Genomic DNA, 16398 nt, shown 5'->3' on the forward strand with positions numbered 1-16398 from the left:
CGCTATAATACGCAAAAAATATACATTATACAGGCGAATTACATGGCATTGGACTTAAATTCATCACAACTCTACTTCAACCGTGAACTCTCATGGCTTCAATTTAACTCCCGCGTACTTGCACAGGCACTCGACGAAAAACTTCCTCCGCTTGAACGTTTAAAATTTTTAGCCATTTACGGAACGAATCTGGATGAATTCTACATGATCCGTGTTGCGGGGCTCAAAGCCCTGTTCAAAGCACGCATTCAGGAAAGCGGTGCCGATAAACTGACGCCGACAGAACAGCTCGATGCCATACGGAATTATCTGCACAAAGAACAGGAAGTGCTGGAGAACTGTTACACATCCATCATTTCCGAGCTGCATACACACGGTGTGCATGTCAAAAACTTCGATGCTTTGCACAAAGATGAAAAAATACAGATAGAAGAAGTCTTTTTTAATGAAATCTTTCCTGTCATCATTCCCATTGCCGTAGATACGACACATCCTTTCCCCCATCTGAACAACCTGAGTTTCGGTCTGGCAATGACACTCGAGGATGATTCAAAAAACATTAAGCACGGGCTGATCCGAATTCCCCGTATTCTTCCGAGATTTATCCAGCTTGAACAAACTTTTGTGCCTGTAGAAAGTGTTGTGCAGCATTTCTCTTCCGAACTTTTCCCCGGCTTTACCCAACTTGCTTCTGCCTCTTTCAGGGTGACAAGAAATGCCGACATCGAGATAGAAGAAGAAGAGGCAGACGATTTTCTTGAAATCCTTCAGGAGGGTCTGCGTTCCCGTAACAAAGGTTCTCTTATACGCCTTGAACTGATGGAAGGCGCAGACAAAGGTTTGCTGAATTTCCTGCTTTCACATCTCAACCTCGATGAGGATGATATCTATTCGTACAAAAGTGTCCCGTTGAATCTGGGAACTCTATGGCAGATCGTCGGAGACAAAGCACTTTCCCATCTGGTACTTCCGACCTTCACCCCCAAGACACTGCCGCCGCTTGACAGCGAAAACATTTTCGAAGCCATCGAAAAACAGGACATACTGCTCTACCATCCTTTTGACAGCTTTGAACCTGTCATACAGTTTATCAAGATGGCTGCTGCCGATCCAGAGACACTTGCCATCCGTATGACACTTTACCGTGCAGGACAGAAATCTCCCATTGTCAAAGCCCTGATCGATGCAGCCCGGGACGGGAAACAGGTAACCGTACTGGTAGAACTCAAAGCCCGTTTCGACGAAGAGAACAACCTGCGTTGGGCCAAAGCACTTGAAGATGCCGGTGCACATGTTGTATACGGGATCCCTGGACTGAAAGTTCACGCAAAAATCGCCCAGATCATTAAACGCAAAGGAAAAAAGCTTCAAAGCTATGTTCATCTTGCAACAGGAAACTATAACCCGACCACCGCAAAAATCTATACCGATATTTCCTACTTCACTTCCAAAGAGGCATTTGGAAATGATGCCACACACTTTTTCCATTTTCTGACAGGTTTTTCGACCTATACCAAACTGGACACACTTTTTATGGCACCGGTACAGATCAAACCCAAACTGATCAAGCTGATAGAAAAAGAAGGCAGGGAAGGCAGGAACGGACATATTATTCTCAAAGCCAATTCACTGGTCGATACCGATATTATCAAGTCACTTTACAAAGCTTCACAGGCGGGATGCAAGATCGATCTTATTATTCGCGGTATCTGCTGTCTCAAACCGGGTATCAAAGGTGTTTCCGACAATATTGCCGTTTCTTCGATCATCGGAAAATATCTGGAACACCCGAGAATTTACTATTTTAAGAACCACAAAGTGAACTGTTTTATTTCCAGTGCGGACCTCATGCCCAGAAACCTGATCCGCCGTATTGAACTCATGACACCTGTTTTGGAAGAAAAGCTGGCACAAAAGATCGTGCAGATCCTGATGCTCCAGCTTGCAGACAATCAGCTTAGATGGGAACTCCGGGAAGACGGAAACTATATCAAGGTGCCGCTTCTGGGAAAAGCGGTCAATAACCATGAGGTACTTGAACAGTATGTCAACAAAATTTACGACAAAACAAAAAAAGAGACGCCGGACTATGTCAGCCGGCTTGCCAGCAAAATACTCAAAGAAAGCTGAGACAAAGGAAACGATATGTTATTGAAATTTAAAGAATGGACACCGAAAATCGGTAAAAATGCATGGATCGCCGAAGGGGCATCGGTCATAGGAAGAACCACTATGGGAGAAGATTCTGCGGTATGGTTCGGCTGTGTTATCAGAGGAGATGTACACTTTATCACCATTGGTGACAGAACCAATATTCAGGACCTCAGCATGATCCATGTCACACACTATAAAAAAGAAGACATGTCAGACGGGCATCCCACTGTCATCGGCAATGATGTCACGGTCGGCCACAGGGTGATGCTGCACGGCTGTACTATTGAAGATGCCTGCCTCATCGGTATGAGCGCAACCATTCTCGACGGAGCCGTCATCGGGAAAGAATCTATTGTAGGTGCCGGAAGTCTTGTCACCAAAAACAAAAAATTCCCTCCGCGTTCGCTTATCATGGGAAGCCCTGCCAAAGCAGTCAGAGCACTTACAGACGAAGAGGTGGCAGAACTTTATGCCTCGGCCAAACGATACGTAGCATTTAAAAATGAATATATGTAGGGTGTTGTCCCCCGACAACACCCATATCATGTATGCACAAAAATTTCAATAAGAAAGGTTAGGATGACACAAATTATCACCAAAAGCTTTAAAGATATTTTTTCAGGGGACGTCCTGTTATTTACGGTAAAGGTTACCCTCCTCTCTGCTGTAATCACCGCTGTTGTCGCATGGCTCTTCGGCGGAATACTCAGCAGTTTCATTAAAAATTACCTGAGCTGGATACCCTGGGAGTGGCTCCAGACAACCGGTGCCTCGGTAGCAACTATTGCGGTCGCCTACATGCTCTTCATCATCACTATCGCCATTGTTACTTCACTCATGGTCGAACCGCTGCTGATAAAACTGGCTGCAAAGCACTACCCCGGCAAACCCGTGGTAGGCAGCCCCAGCATCACCAAGTCCCTTCTGCTCAGCCTTAAGGCAGGGGCAATCTTTCTTCTCATTTTTCTTTTTACTTTTCCAGTTATGTTCATTCCTCTTGTCGGTGCGGTCTGGATGCTCTGGCTTTGGTCGATACTCATCAAGGAACCTACACTTTACGATGTCGGTTCATTGTTTATTGCTGACAAAACAGTCATGAAACAGAAAAAGAAAAAAACGACAATCCTTGCTATGATCGCTGCGGCATTCAACTACATTCCCGTCATCAATATCTTTGCAGCTGTTTTTGGGCAGATACTTTTTTTGCATCATGTACTGGGCGAAGAAGAGAAATAGATACTTTTTTTAAGTATCGTTTTTCCGTTTGGTTATCAGGACCTATTGCCTGTTCTTTTCGCTGCATTCCTTCTTTATCCGTCTTGTTTTTTTACTTGATGTAGAGAACCGCAGCAGATCATCTGTCGTTTTGACATAATCCGGTACGTTTTCAAAACTTCTCTCCAGTACCTTGGAAGCACAAAGTGCATCGCTGTAGGCACGGTGGTGTGTAGCTGTTTTGATTTCGAGAAAATCTATCAGATAAGCCAGGCCGTAACGTTCGCTTTCAAACGTTCTTTTGGCAAGCTCGATAGTACAGAGTTTGGGATTGCCGATACCTCCGAGACCGAAACGCTCGAAAGAAGCTGTCAGAAAACTGTAGTCAAAGCTGGCATTGTGTGCGACAAATACTGCATCGCCCATAAATTGGCGCAGCTCTGTCAATGCTGCTCTTCTTGTCGGAGCATCAATCAGGTCGGTCGGCTCGATGCCGGTGATCTTCGTAATATATTCCGGAAGAAAAGCACATTCGACAAATGTTTCAAACCTGTCAACAATATTTCCCTCTTCAACCATGACCGCCCCGATCTCTATGACCTGGGAGGTACCTGGTTTACTGCCATTCGTCTCAATATCTATGACACAGTAGCGCTGAGTTGTATACGGGGTAAAAAAAGTATCAAGCCTGTATTTTCCTGCTTCATCCATACTGATCGGATACCCGGAAGCCTGAAGCAGAAAAAAGATCGTATCACTGTCTTCCAGCAATGTAGTATGCTTTTCCGCTATTGCTTTATACTGCGTTTCATCAAGTATGCCGTCGTGTTTACGAAAGGCCGAGGTAAGTTCATCAAAGACTTTTTGCATTGCGCAGGAACCGCTCCACTTTATGGGGATCTTTTTTTCCCTTGACCGATTCGACACCGGAACTGACATCGACCCCGTAGAAACCGAAGGTTTTCACCTCAGCTATATTTTCAGGAGTCAACCCTCCCGCAAGGATGATCCGTGAACAGTCCACACCCTCAAACCATTCAAGGTTCAGACGCTTTCCGCTGCCGCCGTACCCTTCACAGAATACATCGACAAGACGATAGCGGTCAGCAAATGTTTGCACATCTTCTGCTGATCTTGCGCGTACCACGGGAAGTGTTTTGGGCGCAATGGCATCAAGAGATTTTTCATCGACATCAAAATGGATCTGTGCAAGCGAAATATTCGAATATCGGCACACCGTATCGATAGTTTCAACCCCTTCATTGACAAACAGTCCCACTCTCTCTACAAAAGGAGGAAGCTGATCGATGATACGTTTAGCCTCTTTGGGGGTAATATAGCGCGGCGACTGGTTGTAAAATACAAACCCGAGTGCATCCGCTCCGCATTCAACTGCATGCAGGGCATCTCTCAAATTGGTGATACCGCAAATTTTTACTCGCATTGTTCAACCTCGTAGGGTGTGTACTGCCCGCGGGGAATACCCCTGGGCACACCTCATTGATTATATTTCAGCCTTTCGGCAATATAGGATACCTATAGTGTTCTTTCTAAAGGGAACCTCTAATAATAAGTAATTCCATACCGTGCATAGTGGTGCACCCTGCATTATTTCAAAGAAGCAATCGCTTCCGCAACCCCTTCAGGATGTTTGTACACATAGGACCCCGCAACCACAACATCCACACCAGCTGCAGCAAGCTCCCTGACATTGATGTTGTTCACACCGCCGTCTACTTCAATAAGACAATCCGGGTTTCGCTGTTCTATCAATCTTTTCAGTCTTTGCGCCTTTTCAATCACAGAAGGAATAAACTTCTGTCCGCCAAAACCGGGGTTGACACTCATCAACAATACCATATCCAAATCTTCTATCAAAAACTCCAATTCTTCCGGAAGCGTATTGGGATTGAGTGCAATGGAAGGCCTGATCCCCAGTGAACGAATCTTCTGGATCATTCTGTGGGGATGTCTCTCTGATTCAAGGTGAAAAGAGATAGACTCCGGTTTCAGAGGAGCAAAAAGATCCACGAAAAAGTTATTGTCTTCAACCATTAAATGTACATCGAGCGGTTTGGAAGCCGATTTTGCCACTGCTTCCACAACAACGGGGCCGATTGTCAGGTTGGGAACAAAATGCCCGTCCATCACATCGACGTGAACAAGGTCACATCCGCCTTCACAGATCGCTTTGACATCATGTGCGAGATGCCCAAAGTCTGCAGAAAGTATACTGGGTGCCACTAACATGGATCTCCTTTTGTTCATCCGGAATAAATTGGCGCATTATAGCATAATGCAGGTAATATTCACGTGCGCCTACAAAAACGTTTCATGTGTAATGGTGATCAGTTTGATTCCGCTTTTGCGTATCATATCCGCAATATCAGTTACAATTTTATGCCGCATATCACTGTACAATGCTTCTTTCTGTGCCTTGACAAAAAACCGCAGTTCAAACAGTATCCCCCTGAGTGTATAGTCGTTCACCCCTGTCAGAATCACTTTTTCATTATCTATATCGGGATGGGTATGCAGAAAGTCTGACACTTTCTGATCGATCTCGTCGAGAAGGGTTTTGGGAGTATCAAGATCAAAAAGAAATTGTGTATCGACCCTCATTGCATCACGCGCACTGTAATTGTCGATCATTTTCTGGGTGACCATATTGTTCGGGATCGTCAGTACGGTATCAAAAGTGGTTCGTATCTTGGTTGAACGTATTCCCACATTGATGATTACACCTATATCATCCCCTATTTTAATGCGGTCTCCCGTTTTAAACGGTCTGTCCGCAATAATAATAGCCGATCCGAAGAAGTTTGCAATAGTATCTTTGGCAGCAATAGCGAAGGCCAGACCACCGATACCCAGTCCGGCAAGCACTGTTTTGTACGGTATGTGAAATATTTCTGCAATGATGAACAGTGCTGCGGTAATCAGAAGTATACGCAAGATACTTCCAAGGAGGGAAATGATGATCTCATCAACATCCGTCGATGTCTTTCTGGCATGGATCTGAAGCCTCGAGAACATGATAGAGATCAGATTGTAAAGGATCCATGTTATACCGATGACAGTATCCATAGGCTTTTCTTCTGCACAGTTCCACCTTCCGTATTTACGTTCTTTTATTATAACAAAAAGTTTTTCTCTTCCGGGTTCCATTAAGCAAAATTTATGCTGTTTTTGTCTATAATCGCACAAAATTTTCACGTTTGTAATTTTAAAACGTAATCAACTTAAGGAATAATTATGTCAAGAAGATGTTCAGTCTCCGGAAAAGGCCCATTGGTAGGAAACAATGTTTCTCACGCTAACAACAAAACAAAAAGAAGACAACTTCCAAACCTGAGATCAGTAAAGATCACTATGGAAGACGGTACAACCAAAAGAGTCAAGATCGCCGCTTCAACGCTCAGAACCATGAAAAAGAAAGCTGCGCAAGCTGCAGCAGCGAACTAAACCTTTTAAGATAAGGGAGGGTATACTCTCTTATCATGACTTCTATAGAAAAGCTTAAAAAGTTTCTCGGCTGGAGAAGCACTCCAAAACCGCATATTACCCTGAATGATGAATTTTATTCTCACTTAGCCCCTTTTAGATTTCCTCTGATCCTCACCGTTCTTATTATGCTTCTGGGTACCATAGGCTATATGGTCATTGACCATTTTCCGCTCATGGATGCTATTTACCAGACAGGGATTACTTTTACCACTGTCGGTTTTGGAGAAATAAGACCTATCTCGGATATGGGACGTATTTTTACCATTACACTGATTATTTTCGGGTTCATTGTTTTTTCCGTCGCGGTAGGTATTATCGCTGAAGTAGTGAAGAAGGGAGACTTTCAAAAAACTGTCAAGGAGCGTAAAATGCTTTATGAGATCGCCAGACTGAAACAGCACTTTGTTGTCTGTTACCACAATGAATTTACCATACAGGTTACCAAGCAGCTTCGCGCCAATCACATTCCGTTTGTAGTCGTAGACCCCAGAGACGATATGGAAGAGATCGCCAAAAAGTACCACTATCCCTACTTTGTAACCGCAGAACCGCATACTGAAGCCGGCATATTGAAATCACACCTCTCTTCAGCCAAAGGTGTCATCACGCTTGCAGACAACGTAGCAGACAATATTGCAACCATTGCCTCAGCGCGCCTTTATGAAAATGAGATAGGACGAAAAAGAAAATTCCTCATCATTGCAAATGCCAAAAGCAACGAAGATGATCAGAAACTGCTCAAGCTCGGTGCTGACAAAGTCGTTACGGCAACCAAGCTGATGGCTGAGCGTATCAATGCCATGGCGGCACGTCCCGATATGGAGAACCTGCTGCAGGAATTTCTGTACAAAAAGGACACTCCTCTGGACCTGGAAGAAGCAAAAGTCTCCAAAACTTCCTGGCTGGTGTTGAAAAAGATCAGGGCAGCCCGTTTCAGAGATATTGCGAATGTAACGATCATCGGTATTCGGCAAAAAGACGGAAAATTCATTCCCATGCCGAAAGGCGATACTATTATTATGCCCGAATCGCGGCTGCTTCTCATCGGTACGGAAGACGGCATCAGACATGCCAAGAAGATCATCCGTAAAAAAGAGAAGCCTGACGAGTTAAAATATATTTAAAAGGAAAGTGTTATGTCCAACTATACTGTTTTACCGCTTGAGGGCGGACTTGCAAATGTCAAAGGTTTCTTTTGTGATGCCGTAAATGTCGGCATGCGTACCAATCCGGCCAATTCAGGGCCTACAGATGTTGACGGCGATGTAGCCTTTATCCGCTCTGAAGTTCCCTGTGACATTTCAGCTGTGTTCACAAGCAATACCTTTCAGGCAGCACCCATCAAACATTTTAAGCGTTACGGAAAAGAATTTCAAACAGATTTTGTACTGGTCAATGCCAAAAATGCCAATGCTATGACGGGAGAGAAAGGCATAGAAGATATTGACATGATTATGTCAACTCTGCAGCAGAAACGGAAAGTGACAAACCCTGTCATGAGTTCTACCGGAGTGATCGGCTACCGTCTTCCCGTGGACAAGATTTGTTCTGCATTTGATACACTGGACTTCAATGCCAAACATTCCAGCAAGACGGCAAGAGCCATCATGACGACTGACAGTTTTAAAAAAGAGCTGGCATACCGTGTAGAACTTTCCAACGGTACCCACTTCAATATTGCCGCCATCTGCAAGGGGGCAGGGATGATCAACCCCGCCATGGCCACTATGCTCTGCTTTATTATCACTGATGCAGATATCCCAAAGCCGGAGATGGATAGTTTGCTGACGGAAGGAACCGGGCAATCGTTCAACCGTATCTCTGTTGATGGCGATACCTCCACCAATGATACGGTTATGCTGCTTGCCAACAGACAAAGCGGCACTTACGACAAAAAGGCTTTTGCCGATGTTTTGAACACACTCATGTTTGAACTGGCCATGATGATACTCAAGGATGGAGAAGGTGCCAACAAACTGGTCGCCTTTGAAGTCAAAGGTGCCCTTACAGAGGCAGAAGCACAGAAAGCTTCTCGTGCATTGAGCAATTCCCTGCTGGTCAAAACAGCACTTTTCGGAGAAGACCCCAACTGGGGGCGCATCGCTTCGACCATCGGTGCAAGCGGGATATCCTGTGACGAGACAAAGCTGACCATTCACTACGATGATCTGCTTATCTACTCCGATACTTTCAGGGAGCTGGACAAAGAGCGGGAAGAAGAAGCTTACAGGATCATGAAGCAGGAGCAGTTCAAAGTCACCTGTGACATTGGCCTCGGAGATGCTTCATTCACTTCCTACGGCTGTGACTTGAGCTATGAGTATGTGAAGATCAATGCAGAATACCGAACCTAGTTCCGGTTTAACAAAGCTCTAACCACAAAGAAGATAAAATACGGACAAAATACTACAGATCAGGAGTAACAATGTTACACGAATACAGAGATGAAATACATGAACTCAAGCAGAAAGATGCACACTTTGCACATATTTTTGAAAAGCATAATGAACTTGATAAAAAAATAGCACATGCTGAGCAGGGAGATGTACCCATGACAGATATGGAACTGGAAACATTGAAAAAAGAAAAGCTGCTTCTCAAAGATGAAGCATACAAAATCATCATGGATTACAGAAAATCCAAAGCATAATTTGTCTTTAGCGGGCTTGCTGCCCGCGTATCCGCCTTTTTATTCCATACATCTTCTTATCACAAATTTCAACTATAAAACATTATTTCAGGATAGTCTGCCATGAAAGCATTTCATACAATTCCCCACATTGACAAAGCCCTTCTTTCCACATTAGAGACACTGCACTTTACCACCATGACAGAAATACAGCAAAAAAGTATTTCCCCTGCACTGGAAGGAAAGGATATTCTGGCACAGTCCAAAACCGGTTCGGGAAAAACACTTGCCTTCGGTATCCCTGCAGTCATGCAGACCGATATGGGCAAGAACAAACCACAAACCATCATTATCACCCCGACACGGGAACTGGCAGAACAGATCGCCGTAGAACTCAGAAGAATTGCTTCCTACAAAGCAAATCTCAAGATCCTGACCCTCTATGGCGGTGTACCCCTTAGAGCACAGGCAGACTCTTTAGCCCAGGGAGCCCATATTCTTATCGGAACCCCCGGACGCATACAGGACCATCTTGCCAAAGGGACATTGACACTTGAAACTATCAGGAGACTGGTACTTGATGAAGCAGACCGAATGCTTGATATGGGATTCTATGACGAGATCGTCAAAATAAGTTCAAACATGCCCAAAGAAAAACAGACACTCCTTTTTTCTGCTACTTTCCCGCCCAAAATAGAAACGCTGGCAAAAAAGCTGCTGAAAGCGCCTTTGACCATTAAAGCAGACACACAGCAGCAGGCAGACAAGATCGATGAACGTGTCTATGAGACAGAAGACAAGTTCAGAACACTTAACGCGCTCATTCAGTCCTACCGGCCCGAATCTCTATTGATATTCTGCAACACAAAGGCAGAAGTGATCTCACTTACCGACAAACTGCACAGGCGCGGCCACTCTGTCATTGACATCCACGGAGATCTCGACCAGAGAGAACGCAACGAAGCAGTGATCCTCTTTTCCAACACGTCCAAAAAGATCATGGTCGCAACCGATGTAGCTTCCCGGGGTTTGGACATTAAAAATATTTCTCTGGTCATCAATTATGATCTTCCGTTTGACAAAGAAGTTTATACCCACAGGATAGGCCGTACAGGACGTGCCGATGCCACAGGCATGGCAATTTCCCTTTACAGTCCCCATGACAGTGAAAAATGCAGCTGGATCACTTCCAGGGCACAAAAAGCAGAACAAAAGAACTTGCGTGTTGATGCTGCATTCAAAATGATATCTGACTTGGATACACTTTGTCTCAACGGCGGGAAAAAGACCAAGCTGCGTGCAGGGGATATACTCGGTACTTTTTGCAAAGAGATCGGTATTGACAATTCCCACATAGGAAAGATCACTATTACGGATACCAAATCGTATATTGCCCTGCATCACAGCAGCATCAATACCGTCTTGAAAGCATTGAAAAATACCAAAATAAAGAAAAAGAAATATGTAGCGTGGCGACTGTAGGCACTATACAGAAACCGATACTTAATCCTCTCCGAGTATCTCTTTTTTTCTTTTGTTTCTGATCATATAAAAAATCGTGATCAATACCACACTGACCAAAGCGATCAGTGTAGCAGTATGAAGATACTTGGAGATCAATGCTTCATTGGAACCAAGAATGTATCCCAGAAAGACCAGTACTACTACCCATATACCCGCACCCAGCGCAGAATAAAAGGAAAATTTTACGATGTTCATTTTTGCCAAACCGGCCGGGAGGGAGATAAGCTGGCGGATACCGGGGATCAATCTGCCGTTGAAGGTTGAAACCTCGCCATGTTTTCGGAAAAATATTTCAAGGGTTTCAAGGGTTTCTTCTTTAACGAAAACATATTTCCCGTATTTGAGCAGGAATTTTCTTCCGAAATGCATAGCAAGATAATAGTTGAAGAGTGCACCCCCCACAGATCCGGCAATTCCTATAATGACAACAAGGTAGACATTCATGTCACCTTTGTAGGCAAGGTATCCTGCCGGTATCATAATGATCTCACTGGGGAAGGGGAAGAAAGTACTTTCAAGGAACATAAGAAGAAAGATCCCCCAATAGCCCATATCTCCTATTTTATCGACAAGGAATGCAGCGATCTCCTGTAACATTCAAATGATGCTATTCAGAAAAGGCACCGACTGAAGTCAGTCGTTTATAGCGCTGGTCAAGCATCTCGTCAAGGGGAAGTGCTTTAAGCATCTCTACCTGCTCAAGGAAATATTTTTTGATCACTTCTGCTGCCGTTACTTTGTCCCGGTGCGCACCGATAAGAGGCTCATCAAGGACGTCATCGACCAAATGGTGTTCCAGAAGATCGCTTGGTGTGATCTTCAATGCCTTGGTTGCCGTTTCGACTTTCGAAGGGTCATTCCATAAAATAGCCGAACATCCTTCCGGAGAAATAACGGAAAAAACCGAATAGCGCATCATGGCAAGCTTGTCTGCTACACCTATTGCCAATGCTCCCCCCGAACCGCCTTCACCGATCACAATGGATATCATCGGTACTTTGGTTGCGGAAAATTCAAAAAGGTTTCTTGCAATTGCTTCACTCTGCCCGCGTTCTTCGGCACCCAACCCGGGATAGGCACCCGGAGTGTCAATGAGCATCAGTACAGGTATATCGAACTTCTCGGCCAGTCTGACGGCACGAAGCGCTTTTCTGTATCCTTCAGGGTTGGGCATACCAAAATTTCTTTTGATCTTGTTTTTGACCCCGCGCCCTTTCTGTTCGCCGATCAGCATCGTCTTCTGTCCGTCGATCCAGCCGATATAGCAGAGAATAGCCGGATCATCGCGAAAAGCCCGGTCCCCGTGTATTTCATAGGCATCATCCATCAGCAGTTTGATATAGTCAAGAGAATAAGGTCTGTCCGGATGACGGGCAAGTTGAAGCTTCTGATAGTCACTTAAAGAACCAAAGGTTTTCTCAACCTCTTTTTTAAGCTCTTTCTGGTATTTTTCCACTGCTTCCAGATTGGCAATGGCATGTGCAGATACGATCTCTTCCTGTATCTTCTCTATTTTACTCTCAAAATCCAGATAAGTTGCCATAGGATGTCCTTAAATTTTCTTGAAAATGACTACACCGTTCGTACCGCCAAAACCGAAAGAATTACTCATTACTACATTGACGTCTGCTTTTCTTGCTTCATTCGGCACATAGTCAAGATCACAGTTCTCGTCCGGTGTCGTATAGTTGATGGTCGGAGGCAGTACGCCGTCTCTCATTGCCATGAGTGAGATGACTGCTTCGATAGCACCGGCTGCACCGAGGCAGTGTCCTATCTGACCTTTGGTCGAACTGACCGGTGGGCAGTTCTCTTTTCCGCCGAACAGTTCTTTCAGTGCCGCTGTTTCATTTTTGTCGTTGACCGGCGTAGAAGTACCGTGCGCATTGACATAGTCAATTTTCGGTTTTCCTGCCATTTCATAGGCACCTTTCATCGCACGAAGAGGACCATCCATTGTCGGCGTAGTAATGTGGTTTGCATCTCCGCTTTCACCAAAACCGACCAGTTCGCCGTAAATTTTTGCTCCGCGTGCAACGGCATCTTCGTACACTTCAAGTACCAACGCACCGGCACCCTCACCCATGACGAAACCGTCACGGTCTGCATCGAACGGTCTTGAAGAAGCCTGAGGGTCATCGTTCCTTGTAGAGAGTGCTTTCATCGCAGCAAAACCGCCCATCCCGGAAGCACAGATAGCAGATTCAGCCCCGATCACAAGCATTTTGTCCGCTGTACCTATCATAATGGATTTAGCCGCTTCGCCAATGGCATGAGTACCCGCAGCACATGCGGTAACAGAAGACAGGTTCGGCCCTTTGAGTTGCTGATAGATAGAGACAAACCCGCCAAGCATATTCACGAGAGAGGAAGGAATGAAAAACGGAGAAATTCTTCTTGGACCTCTGGTTTCACATATGATCGCATTCTTTTCAATATTCGGCAATCCGCCGATCCCGGAAGCGGAAGCCACACCGAATCTTTCCCTGTCTGTATCTTCCGGAAAATCGGCATCTGCCATGGCTTCGGCAGAGGCTTTGAGCCCAAGCTGTATAAATCTGTCTGCTTTTTTGGTCTCTTTGGCATCCATCACTGTCGTAGGATCAAAATCAGTGATCTCGCCTGCGATCTTGGAAGACTGTTTCTCCGGATCAAACAGTTCAACTGTTTTAATACCGCATTTCCCCTCGAGGATCGCGGAAAATGCACTCTCTTTGTCGAGTCCCAAAGAATTGACCATTCCCAAACCTGTCACTACTACTCTTCTCACTGTCTCTCCTGTCTCTGCTTAAATTAAGATATATATCAATCCATCTCTATGGACTGAGACATATGTTATACCGCCCCAAAAAGGGGAAGTACGCTTATACGTTTTCGATGAATTTAATTGCATCACCGACAGTAGCGATCGCTTCTGCCTGATCGTCAGGGATTTCAATATCGAATTTCTCTTCGAGCGCCATAACCAATTCAACGACATCAAGACTGTCTGCCCCAAGGTCCTCTACGAATTTAGAATCTTCTTTTACCTCATCCGGGCTCACGTTCAGCTGTTCTACAACTACTTCTTTTACATCATCAAATAATGCCATTGATTTCTCCTTAATTGTGTTTAAAATACGCACAAGTATAGCAAAAAAATGATAAAAAGGAGTTAGTTCCCCTTTCTATTCATCAAAAAACAGGTACTTTTTCTTTATGAATACAAAGTAGAATGTATTAATGTCCCAAGAGCTTCTTTTTTACAAAAGGGTCATGCAGATTTTTCCCTTGAAGCATTAAAAGTTTCATTTCATCATAAGATATAAGACCCTTACTTTTCTTTTCATACGCAGCAAATCCATAACCCATAGGGTCATGTGCAATACGCGTATACCATGCTTTTTTGACATCTATCCAGTGATGTGTATCAAGTGTTTTGGTGACGATCTTTGCAATGACAGGCTTATGATTCTGCAGCCAGAGCACCACACACCCGATATCATCAAAGAAATAGGTATCACCCCCTTGGGTAATAATCTGTGCCTCATATGCCGTTGCTTCAATATTCATATTACATTCGGAACACTGATACTCCTTGGGCTTGATCTTAATAATCTTATGTGCACTGTTGCCTTTATAGACATATTTTGCCCCTTGATCATTACCAAAAGAGAGAAGCAGTATCACCAAAATGGCAATCACCACCGCAACTGTCAATATATTCATCACTATTTTTTTCATAACCATACCCCGTTTTTAAAATAATAAACAGCCACATACCCGCTGCATAGAAAAACAAACATGCTTAGCAATACTATTGCAATTCGCTTTAAAGTTTGTGAAACAGTGTGAAAAAAAACATTCATGACCGCATAATCAATCGCAAAGAATGTTCCCAAAAGCAGCAATCCCCAAACAGCATAACCGACATAATGGTAATGATCCTGCAACATACAGAAAGGACATTTATGGGTAGGGAGTTCATAAATATAGGTACCGAAGAAATAGACTACCGCATAATATCCGACCACAACGAACAATATACTTGAAGCCACACTGACAAGGGAAAGGTTGGAAAACAGACTCAAAACGATCAATGCAAAAAGCAGATAAAAGAGCATCAGAAGTTTAGGAATATCCAACCCGAACGGCAGGCTGTTTGCACCACCTGTTTGACCGAAGATCACAGAACAGCAACTGACAGGATTTGTGGTTTCAATATGGGTAAAGTAGAGTATGTCCAAAAGAAATTCTGCACTGAGCAGAACAAAGATAAAGAGGAAAAACCATGATTTCAGTTTGAGGTAGGGATAACGCTTTGCTTTCAGGTCTATACTGTTGATACTGAGCCACAGTCCGCTCAGAAAGAGGATCACTATTTTCAATGCCAGCAAAGGATTGCCGTAGGCATTTGCCTTGATCACACCGGCACCACACATCGCACCGGGGACAAGATCGGAAAGAGCATCGATGGTATAGACAAAATAGGGCAGCAATATGATCTTGAGCACGATGCCAAAAAAGATAATGGTCATAACCAGATAGGAGCGGTTTTCAAGAGTGAACTGTTCTGTGGTAAAAGCGTCAAAATTCCACTTTTTAACCAACCCGACAGTCACGAGAAATGCAACAAAAAGAAGAAGATAAAGCACTGTCTCTGAAAGCAGATAAACGATGACTTCATTGTTTAAGAGTATCTCATTCACTGTCTTTTGCCTCTACAATAGTACCATCTTCCATATGTACCACTTTGCGCACAAAAGAAAGTCCTTCAAACAAAGGGTCATGTGTGGCAACGATAACCGTTTTACCCATGTTATGCAATGATTGAAGTATCTCTATGAATTTCAGGGAATTGGCTCTGTCGAGATTGGCAGTAGGCTCATCACAAAGGATGAGTTCAGGTTCATGAATCAATGCTCTGGCGATTGCACAACGCTGTTTTTCACCACCGGAGAGCGCTTTAACTTCCTGTGATGCTTTGTGTGAAATTGCTGATAACTCCATACTTTTATCCGCTAATACTTTGATCGTCTGCATATCAAATCCGGAATTGATCAGCGGGACAATAACATTCTCTTCTACACTGAGTGACTCTAACAGATTAAAGTGCTGAAAGATCACGCCAATGGTTTTTGCACGATACGTTGAAGCATGCAGGTCAGGCAGTTTTGAGATCAACTCTCCATTTACCATAATCTTTCCGTTGCTGGGTTTATCGAGTGCGGCAATCAGCGAAAGAAGTGTCGACTTGCCACTCCCGCTTACCCCGCTTAAAACAACTGTTTCTCCATGGGAAACACTTAGGTTGATCGATTTAAGTGCTTCAAATGCTTGAGGGGTTCCCTCGTTATAGATTTTATTGATATTTTTAAGAACTACCATAA

General features: G+C 44.2%; 19 protein-coding genes. 8 read left to right on the forward strand and 11 right to left on the reverse strand.

Translation table 11 applies throughout. The annotated features are described in order from the left end of the window. Nucleotides 1–42 precede the first annotated feature (42 nt). The 3 genes from F8L24_RS03400 to F8L24_RS03410 all read left to right on the forward strand — a co-directional run bounded on the left by F8L24_RS03400 (nt 43) and on the right by F8L24_RS03410 (nt 3390). A complete protein-coding gene (locus F8L24_RS03400; RefSeq protein WP_294951766.1) occupies nt 43–2130 on the forward strand; it encodes an RNA degradosome polyphosphate kinase in 2088 nt (695 codons plus the stop codon). A gap of 15 nt (nt 2131–2145) precedes the next feature. Next, nucleotides 2146–2670: a gamma carbonic anhydrase family protein gene (locus tag F8L24_RS03405; protein ID WP_294951769.1), complete on the forward strand. Its 525-nt coding sequence runs from the start codon at nt 2146–2148 to the stop codon at nt 2668–2670. A gap of 63 nt (nt 2671–2733) precedes the next feature. Further along, complete coding sequence (locus F8L24_RS03410) at nt 2734–3390, forward strand: EI24 domain-containing protein (RefSeq protein WP_294951771.1); 657 nt, start codon at nt 2734–2736, stop codon at nt 3388–3390. Between the two features lie 42 nt (nt 3391–3432). On the opposite strand, the gene F8L24_RS03415 is transcribed toward F8L24_RS03410, so the two are convergent. The 4 genes from F8L24_RS03415 to F8L24_RS03430 form a co-directional block, all read right to left on the reverse strand. Continuing rightward, a complete protein-coding gene (locus F8L24_RS03415; RefSeq protein WP_294951775.1) occupies nt 3433–4239 on the reverse strand; it encodes a 3'-5' exonuclease in 807 nt (268 codons plus the stop codon). Beyond that, a complete protein-coding gene (locus F8L24_RS03420; RefSeq protein ID WP_294951778.1) occupies nt 4223–4813 on the reverse strand; it encodes a phosphoribosylanthranilate isomerase in 591 nt (196 codons plus the stop codon). Before F8L24_RS03420 ends, F8L24_RS03415 begins: the two co-directional genes overlap by 17 nt. A gap of 164 nt (nt 4814–4977) precedes the next feature. Continuing rightward, nucleotides 4978–5619: a ribulose-phosphate 3-epimerase gene (gene rpe, locus F8L24_RS03425; protein WP_294951779.1), complete on the reverse strand. Its 642-nt coding sequence runs from the start codon at nt 5617–5619 to the stop codon at nt 4978–4980. 69 nt (nt 5620–5688) lie between these two features. Next, on the reverse strand, nt 5689–6456 hold the full coding sequence (locus F8L24_RS03430) for a mechanosensitive ion channel family protein (protein ID WP_294951781.1): 768 nt from the start codon (nt 6454–6456) through the stop codon (nt 5689–5691). Between the two features lie 168 nt (nt 6457–6624). On the opposite strand from F8L24_RS03430, the gene rpmB reads away from it, so the two are divergent. From rpmB to dbpA, 5 genes are all read left to right on the forward strand, one after another. After that, on the forward strand, nt 6625–6834 hold the full coding sequence (gene rpmB, locus F8L24_RS03435; protein WP_294951783.1) for a 50S ribosomal protein L28: 210 nt from the start codon (nt 6625–6627) through the stop codon (nt 6832–6834). 35 nt (nt 6835–6869) lie between these two features. Further along, nucleotides 6870–8000, forward strand: a complete 1131-nt coding sequence (locus F8L24_RS03440) for an NAD-binding protein (protein WP_294951785.1) — start codon at nt 6870–6872, stop codon at nt 7998–8000. Nucleotides 8001–8012: 12 nt separating this feature from the next. Next, the gene (argJ, locus tag F8L24_RS03445; protein WP_294951787.1) at nt 8013–9230 is read left to right on the forward strand and encodes a bifunctional glutamate N-acetyltransferase/amino-acid acetyltransferase ArgJ; all 1218 of its coding nucleotides are present in this window, start codon (nt 8013–8015) and stop codon (nt 9228–9230) included. Nucleotides 9231–9301: 71 nt separating this feature from the next. Further along, nucleotides 9302–9526: a DUF465 domain-containing protein gene (locus F8L24_RS03450; protein WP_294951788.1), complete on the forward strand. Its 225-nt coding sequence runs from the start codon at nt 9302–9304 to the stop codon at nt 9524–9526. A 102-nt stretch (nt 9527–9628) separates the two neighbouring features. Further along, complete coding sequence (dbpA, locus tag F8L24_RS03455) at nt 9629–10987, forward strand: ATP-dependent RNA helicase DbpA (protein WP_294951790.1); 1359 nt, start codon at nt 9629–9631, stop codon at nt 10985–10987. 21 nt (nt 10988–11008) lie between these two features. Here dbpA and F8L24_RS03460 read toward each other — a convergent pair whose 3' ends face one another. The 7 genes from F8L24_RS03460 to F8L24_RS03490 form a co-directional block, all read right to left on the reverse strand. Beyond that, nucleotides 11009–11626, reverse strand: coding sequence for a DedA family protein (locus F8L24_RS03460; RefSeq protein WP_294951793.1), 618 nt, complete (start codon nt 11624–11626; stop codon nt 11009–11011). A 10-nt stretch (nt 11627–11636) separates the two neighbouring features. Then, a complete protein-coding gene (gene accA, locus F8L24_RS03465) occupies nt 11637–12572 on the reverse strand; it encodes an acetyl-CoA carboxylase carboxyl transferase subunit alpha (RefSeq protein WP_294951796.1) in 936 nt (311 codons plus the stop codon). A 9-nt stretch (nt 12573–12581) separates the two neighbouring features. Further along, nucleotides 12582–13799 (reverse strand): beta-ketoacyl-ACP synthase II, encoded by a 1218-nt coding sequence (locus F8L24_RS03470; protein ID WP_294951799.1) that lies wholly within the window; start codon nt 13797–13799, stop codon nt 12582–12584. A gap of 94 nt (nt 13800–13893) precedes the next feature. Continuing rightward, nucleotides 13894–14121 (reverse strand): acyl carrier protein, encoded by a 228-nt coding sequence (gene acpP, locus F8L24_RS03475; protein ID WP_012083936.1) that lies wholly within the window; start codon nt 14119–14121, stop codon nt 13894–13896. Nucleotides 14122–14248: 127 nt separating this feature from the next. Further along, on the reverse strand, nt 14249–14752 hold the full coding sequence (locus tag F8L24_RS03480; RefSeq protein ID WP_294951806.1) for a hypothetical protein: 504 nt from the start codon (nt 14750–14752) through the stop codon (nt 14249–14251). After that, nucleotides 14749–15717, reverse strand: a complete 969-nt coding sequence (locus tag F8L24_RS03485) for a hypothetical protein (protein WP_294951808.1) — start codon at nt 15715–15717, stop codon at nt 14749–14751. Before F8L24_RS03485 ends, F8L24_RS03480 begins: the two co-directional genes overlap by 4 nt. After that, entirely contained in the window at nt 15710–16396 is a 687-nt protein-coding gene (locus tag F8L24_RS03490) for an ABC transporter ATP-binding protein (RefSeq protein WP_294951811.1), read from the reverse strand. Before F8L24_RS03490 ends, F8L24_RS03485 begins: the two co-directional genes overlap by 8 nt. Nucleotides 16397–16398 lie beyond the last annotated feature (2 nt).

It is taken from the genome of Sulfurovum sp., from assembly GCF_015493435.1.
In the GTDB taxonomy this organism is placed as follows: Bacteria; Campylobacterota; Campylobacteria; order Campylobacterales; family Sulfurovaceae; genus Sulfurovum.

What these genes read in the sequence shown, in the direction of transcription:
- F8L24_RS03400 (WP_294951766.1), top strand. Translation starts at nt 43, where the DNA reads ATGGCATTGGACTTAAATTCATCACAACTCTACTTCAACCGTGAACTC.
- F8L24_RS03405 (WP_294951769.1), top strand. Translation starts at nt 2,146, where the DNA reads ATGTTATTGAAATTTAAAGAATGGACACCGAAAATCGGTAAAAATGCA.
- F8L24_RS03410 (WP_294951771.1), top strand. Translation starts at nt 2,734, where the DNA reads ATGACACAAATTATCACCAAAAGCTTTAAAGATATTTTTTCAGGGGAC.
- F8L24_RS03415 (WP_294951775.1), bottom strand. Translation starts at nt 4,239, where the DNA reads ATGCAAAAAGTCTTTGATGAACTTACCTCGGCCTTTCGTAAACACGAC.
- F8L24_RS03420 (WP_294951778.1), bottom strand. Translation starts at nt 4,813, where the DNA reads ATGCGAGTAAAAATTTGCGGTATCACCAATTTGAGAGATGCCCTGCAT.
- rpe (WP_294951779.1), bottom strand. Translation starts at nt 5,619, where the DNA reads ATGTTAGTGGCACCCAGTATACTTTCTGCAGACTTTGGGCATCTCGCA.
- F8L24_RS03430 (WP_294951781.1), bottom strand. Translation starts at nt 6,456, where the DNA reads ATGGATACTGTCATCGGTATAACATGGATCCTTTACAATCTGATCTCT.
- rpmB (WP_294951783.1), top strand. Translation starts at nt 6,625, where the DNA reads ATGTCAAGAAGATGTTCAGTCTCCGGAAAAGGCCCATTGGTAGGAAAC.
- F8L24_RS03440 (WP_294951785.1), top strand. Translation starts at nt 6,870, where the DNA reads ATGACTTCTATAGAAAAGCTTAAAAAGTTTCTCGGCTGGAGAAGCACT.
- argJ (WP_294951787.1), top strand. Translation starts at nt 8,013, where the DNA reads ATGTCCAACTATACTGTTTTACCGCTTGAGGGCGGACTTGCAAATGTC.
- F8L24_RS03450 (WP_294951788.1), top strand. Translation starts at nt 9,302, where the DNA reads ATGTTACACGAATACAGAGATGAAATACATGAACTCAAGCAGAAAGAT.
- dbpA (WP_294951790.1), top strand. Translation starts at nt 9,629, where the DNA reads ATGAAAGCATTTCATACAATTCCCCACATTGACAAAGCCCTTCTTTCC.
- F8L24_RS03460 (WP_294951793.1), bottom strand. Translation starts at nt 11,626, where the DNA reads ATGTTACAGGAGATCGCTGCATTCCTTGTCGATAAAATAGGAGATATG.
- accA (WP_294951796.1), bottom strand. Translation starts at nt 12,572, where the DNA reads ATGGCAACTTATCTGGATTTTGAGAGTAAAATAGAGAAGATACAGGAA.
- acpP (WP_012083936.1), bottom strand. Translation starts at nt 14,121, where the DNA reads ATGGCATTATTTGATGATGTAAAAGAAGTAGTTGTAGAACAGCTGAAC.
- F8L24_RS03480 (WP_294951806.1), bottom strand. Translation starts at nt 14,752, where the DNA reads ATGAAAAAAATAGTGATGAATATATTGACAGTTGCGGTGGTGATTGCC.
- F8L24_RS03490 (WP_294951811.1), bottom strand. Translation starts at nt 16,396, where the DNA reads ATGGTAGTTCTTAAAAATATCAATAAAATCTATAACGAGGGAACCCCT.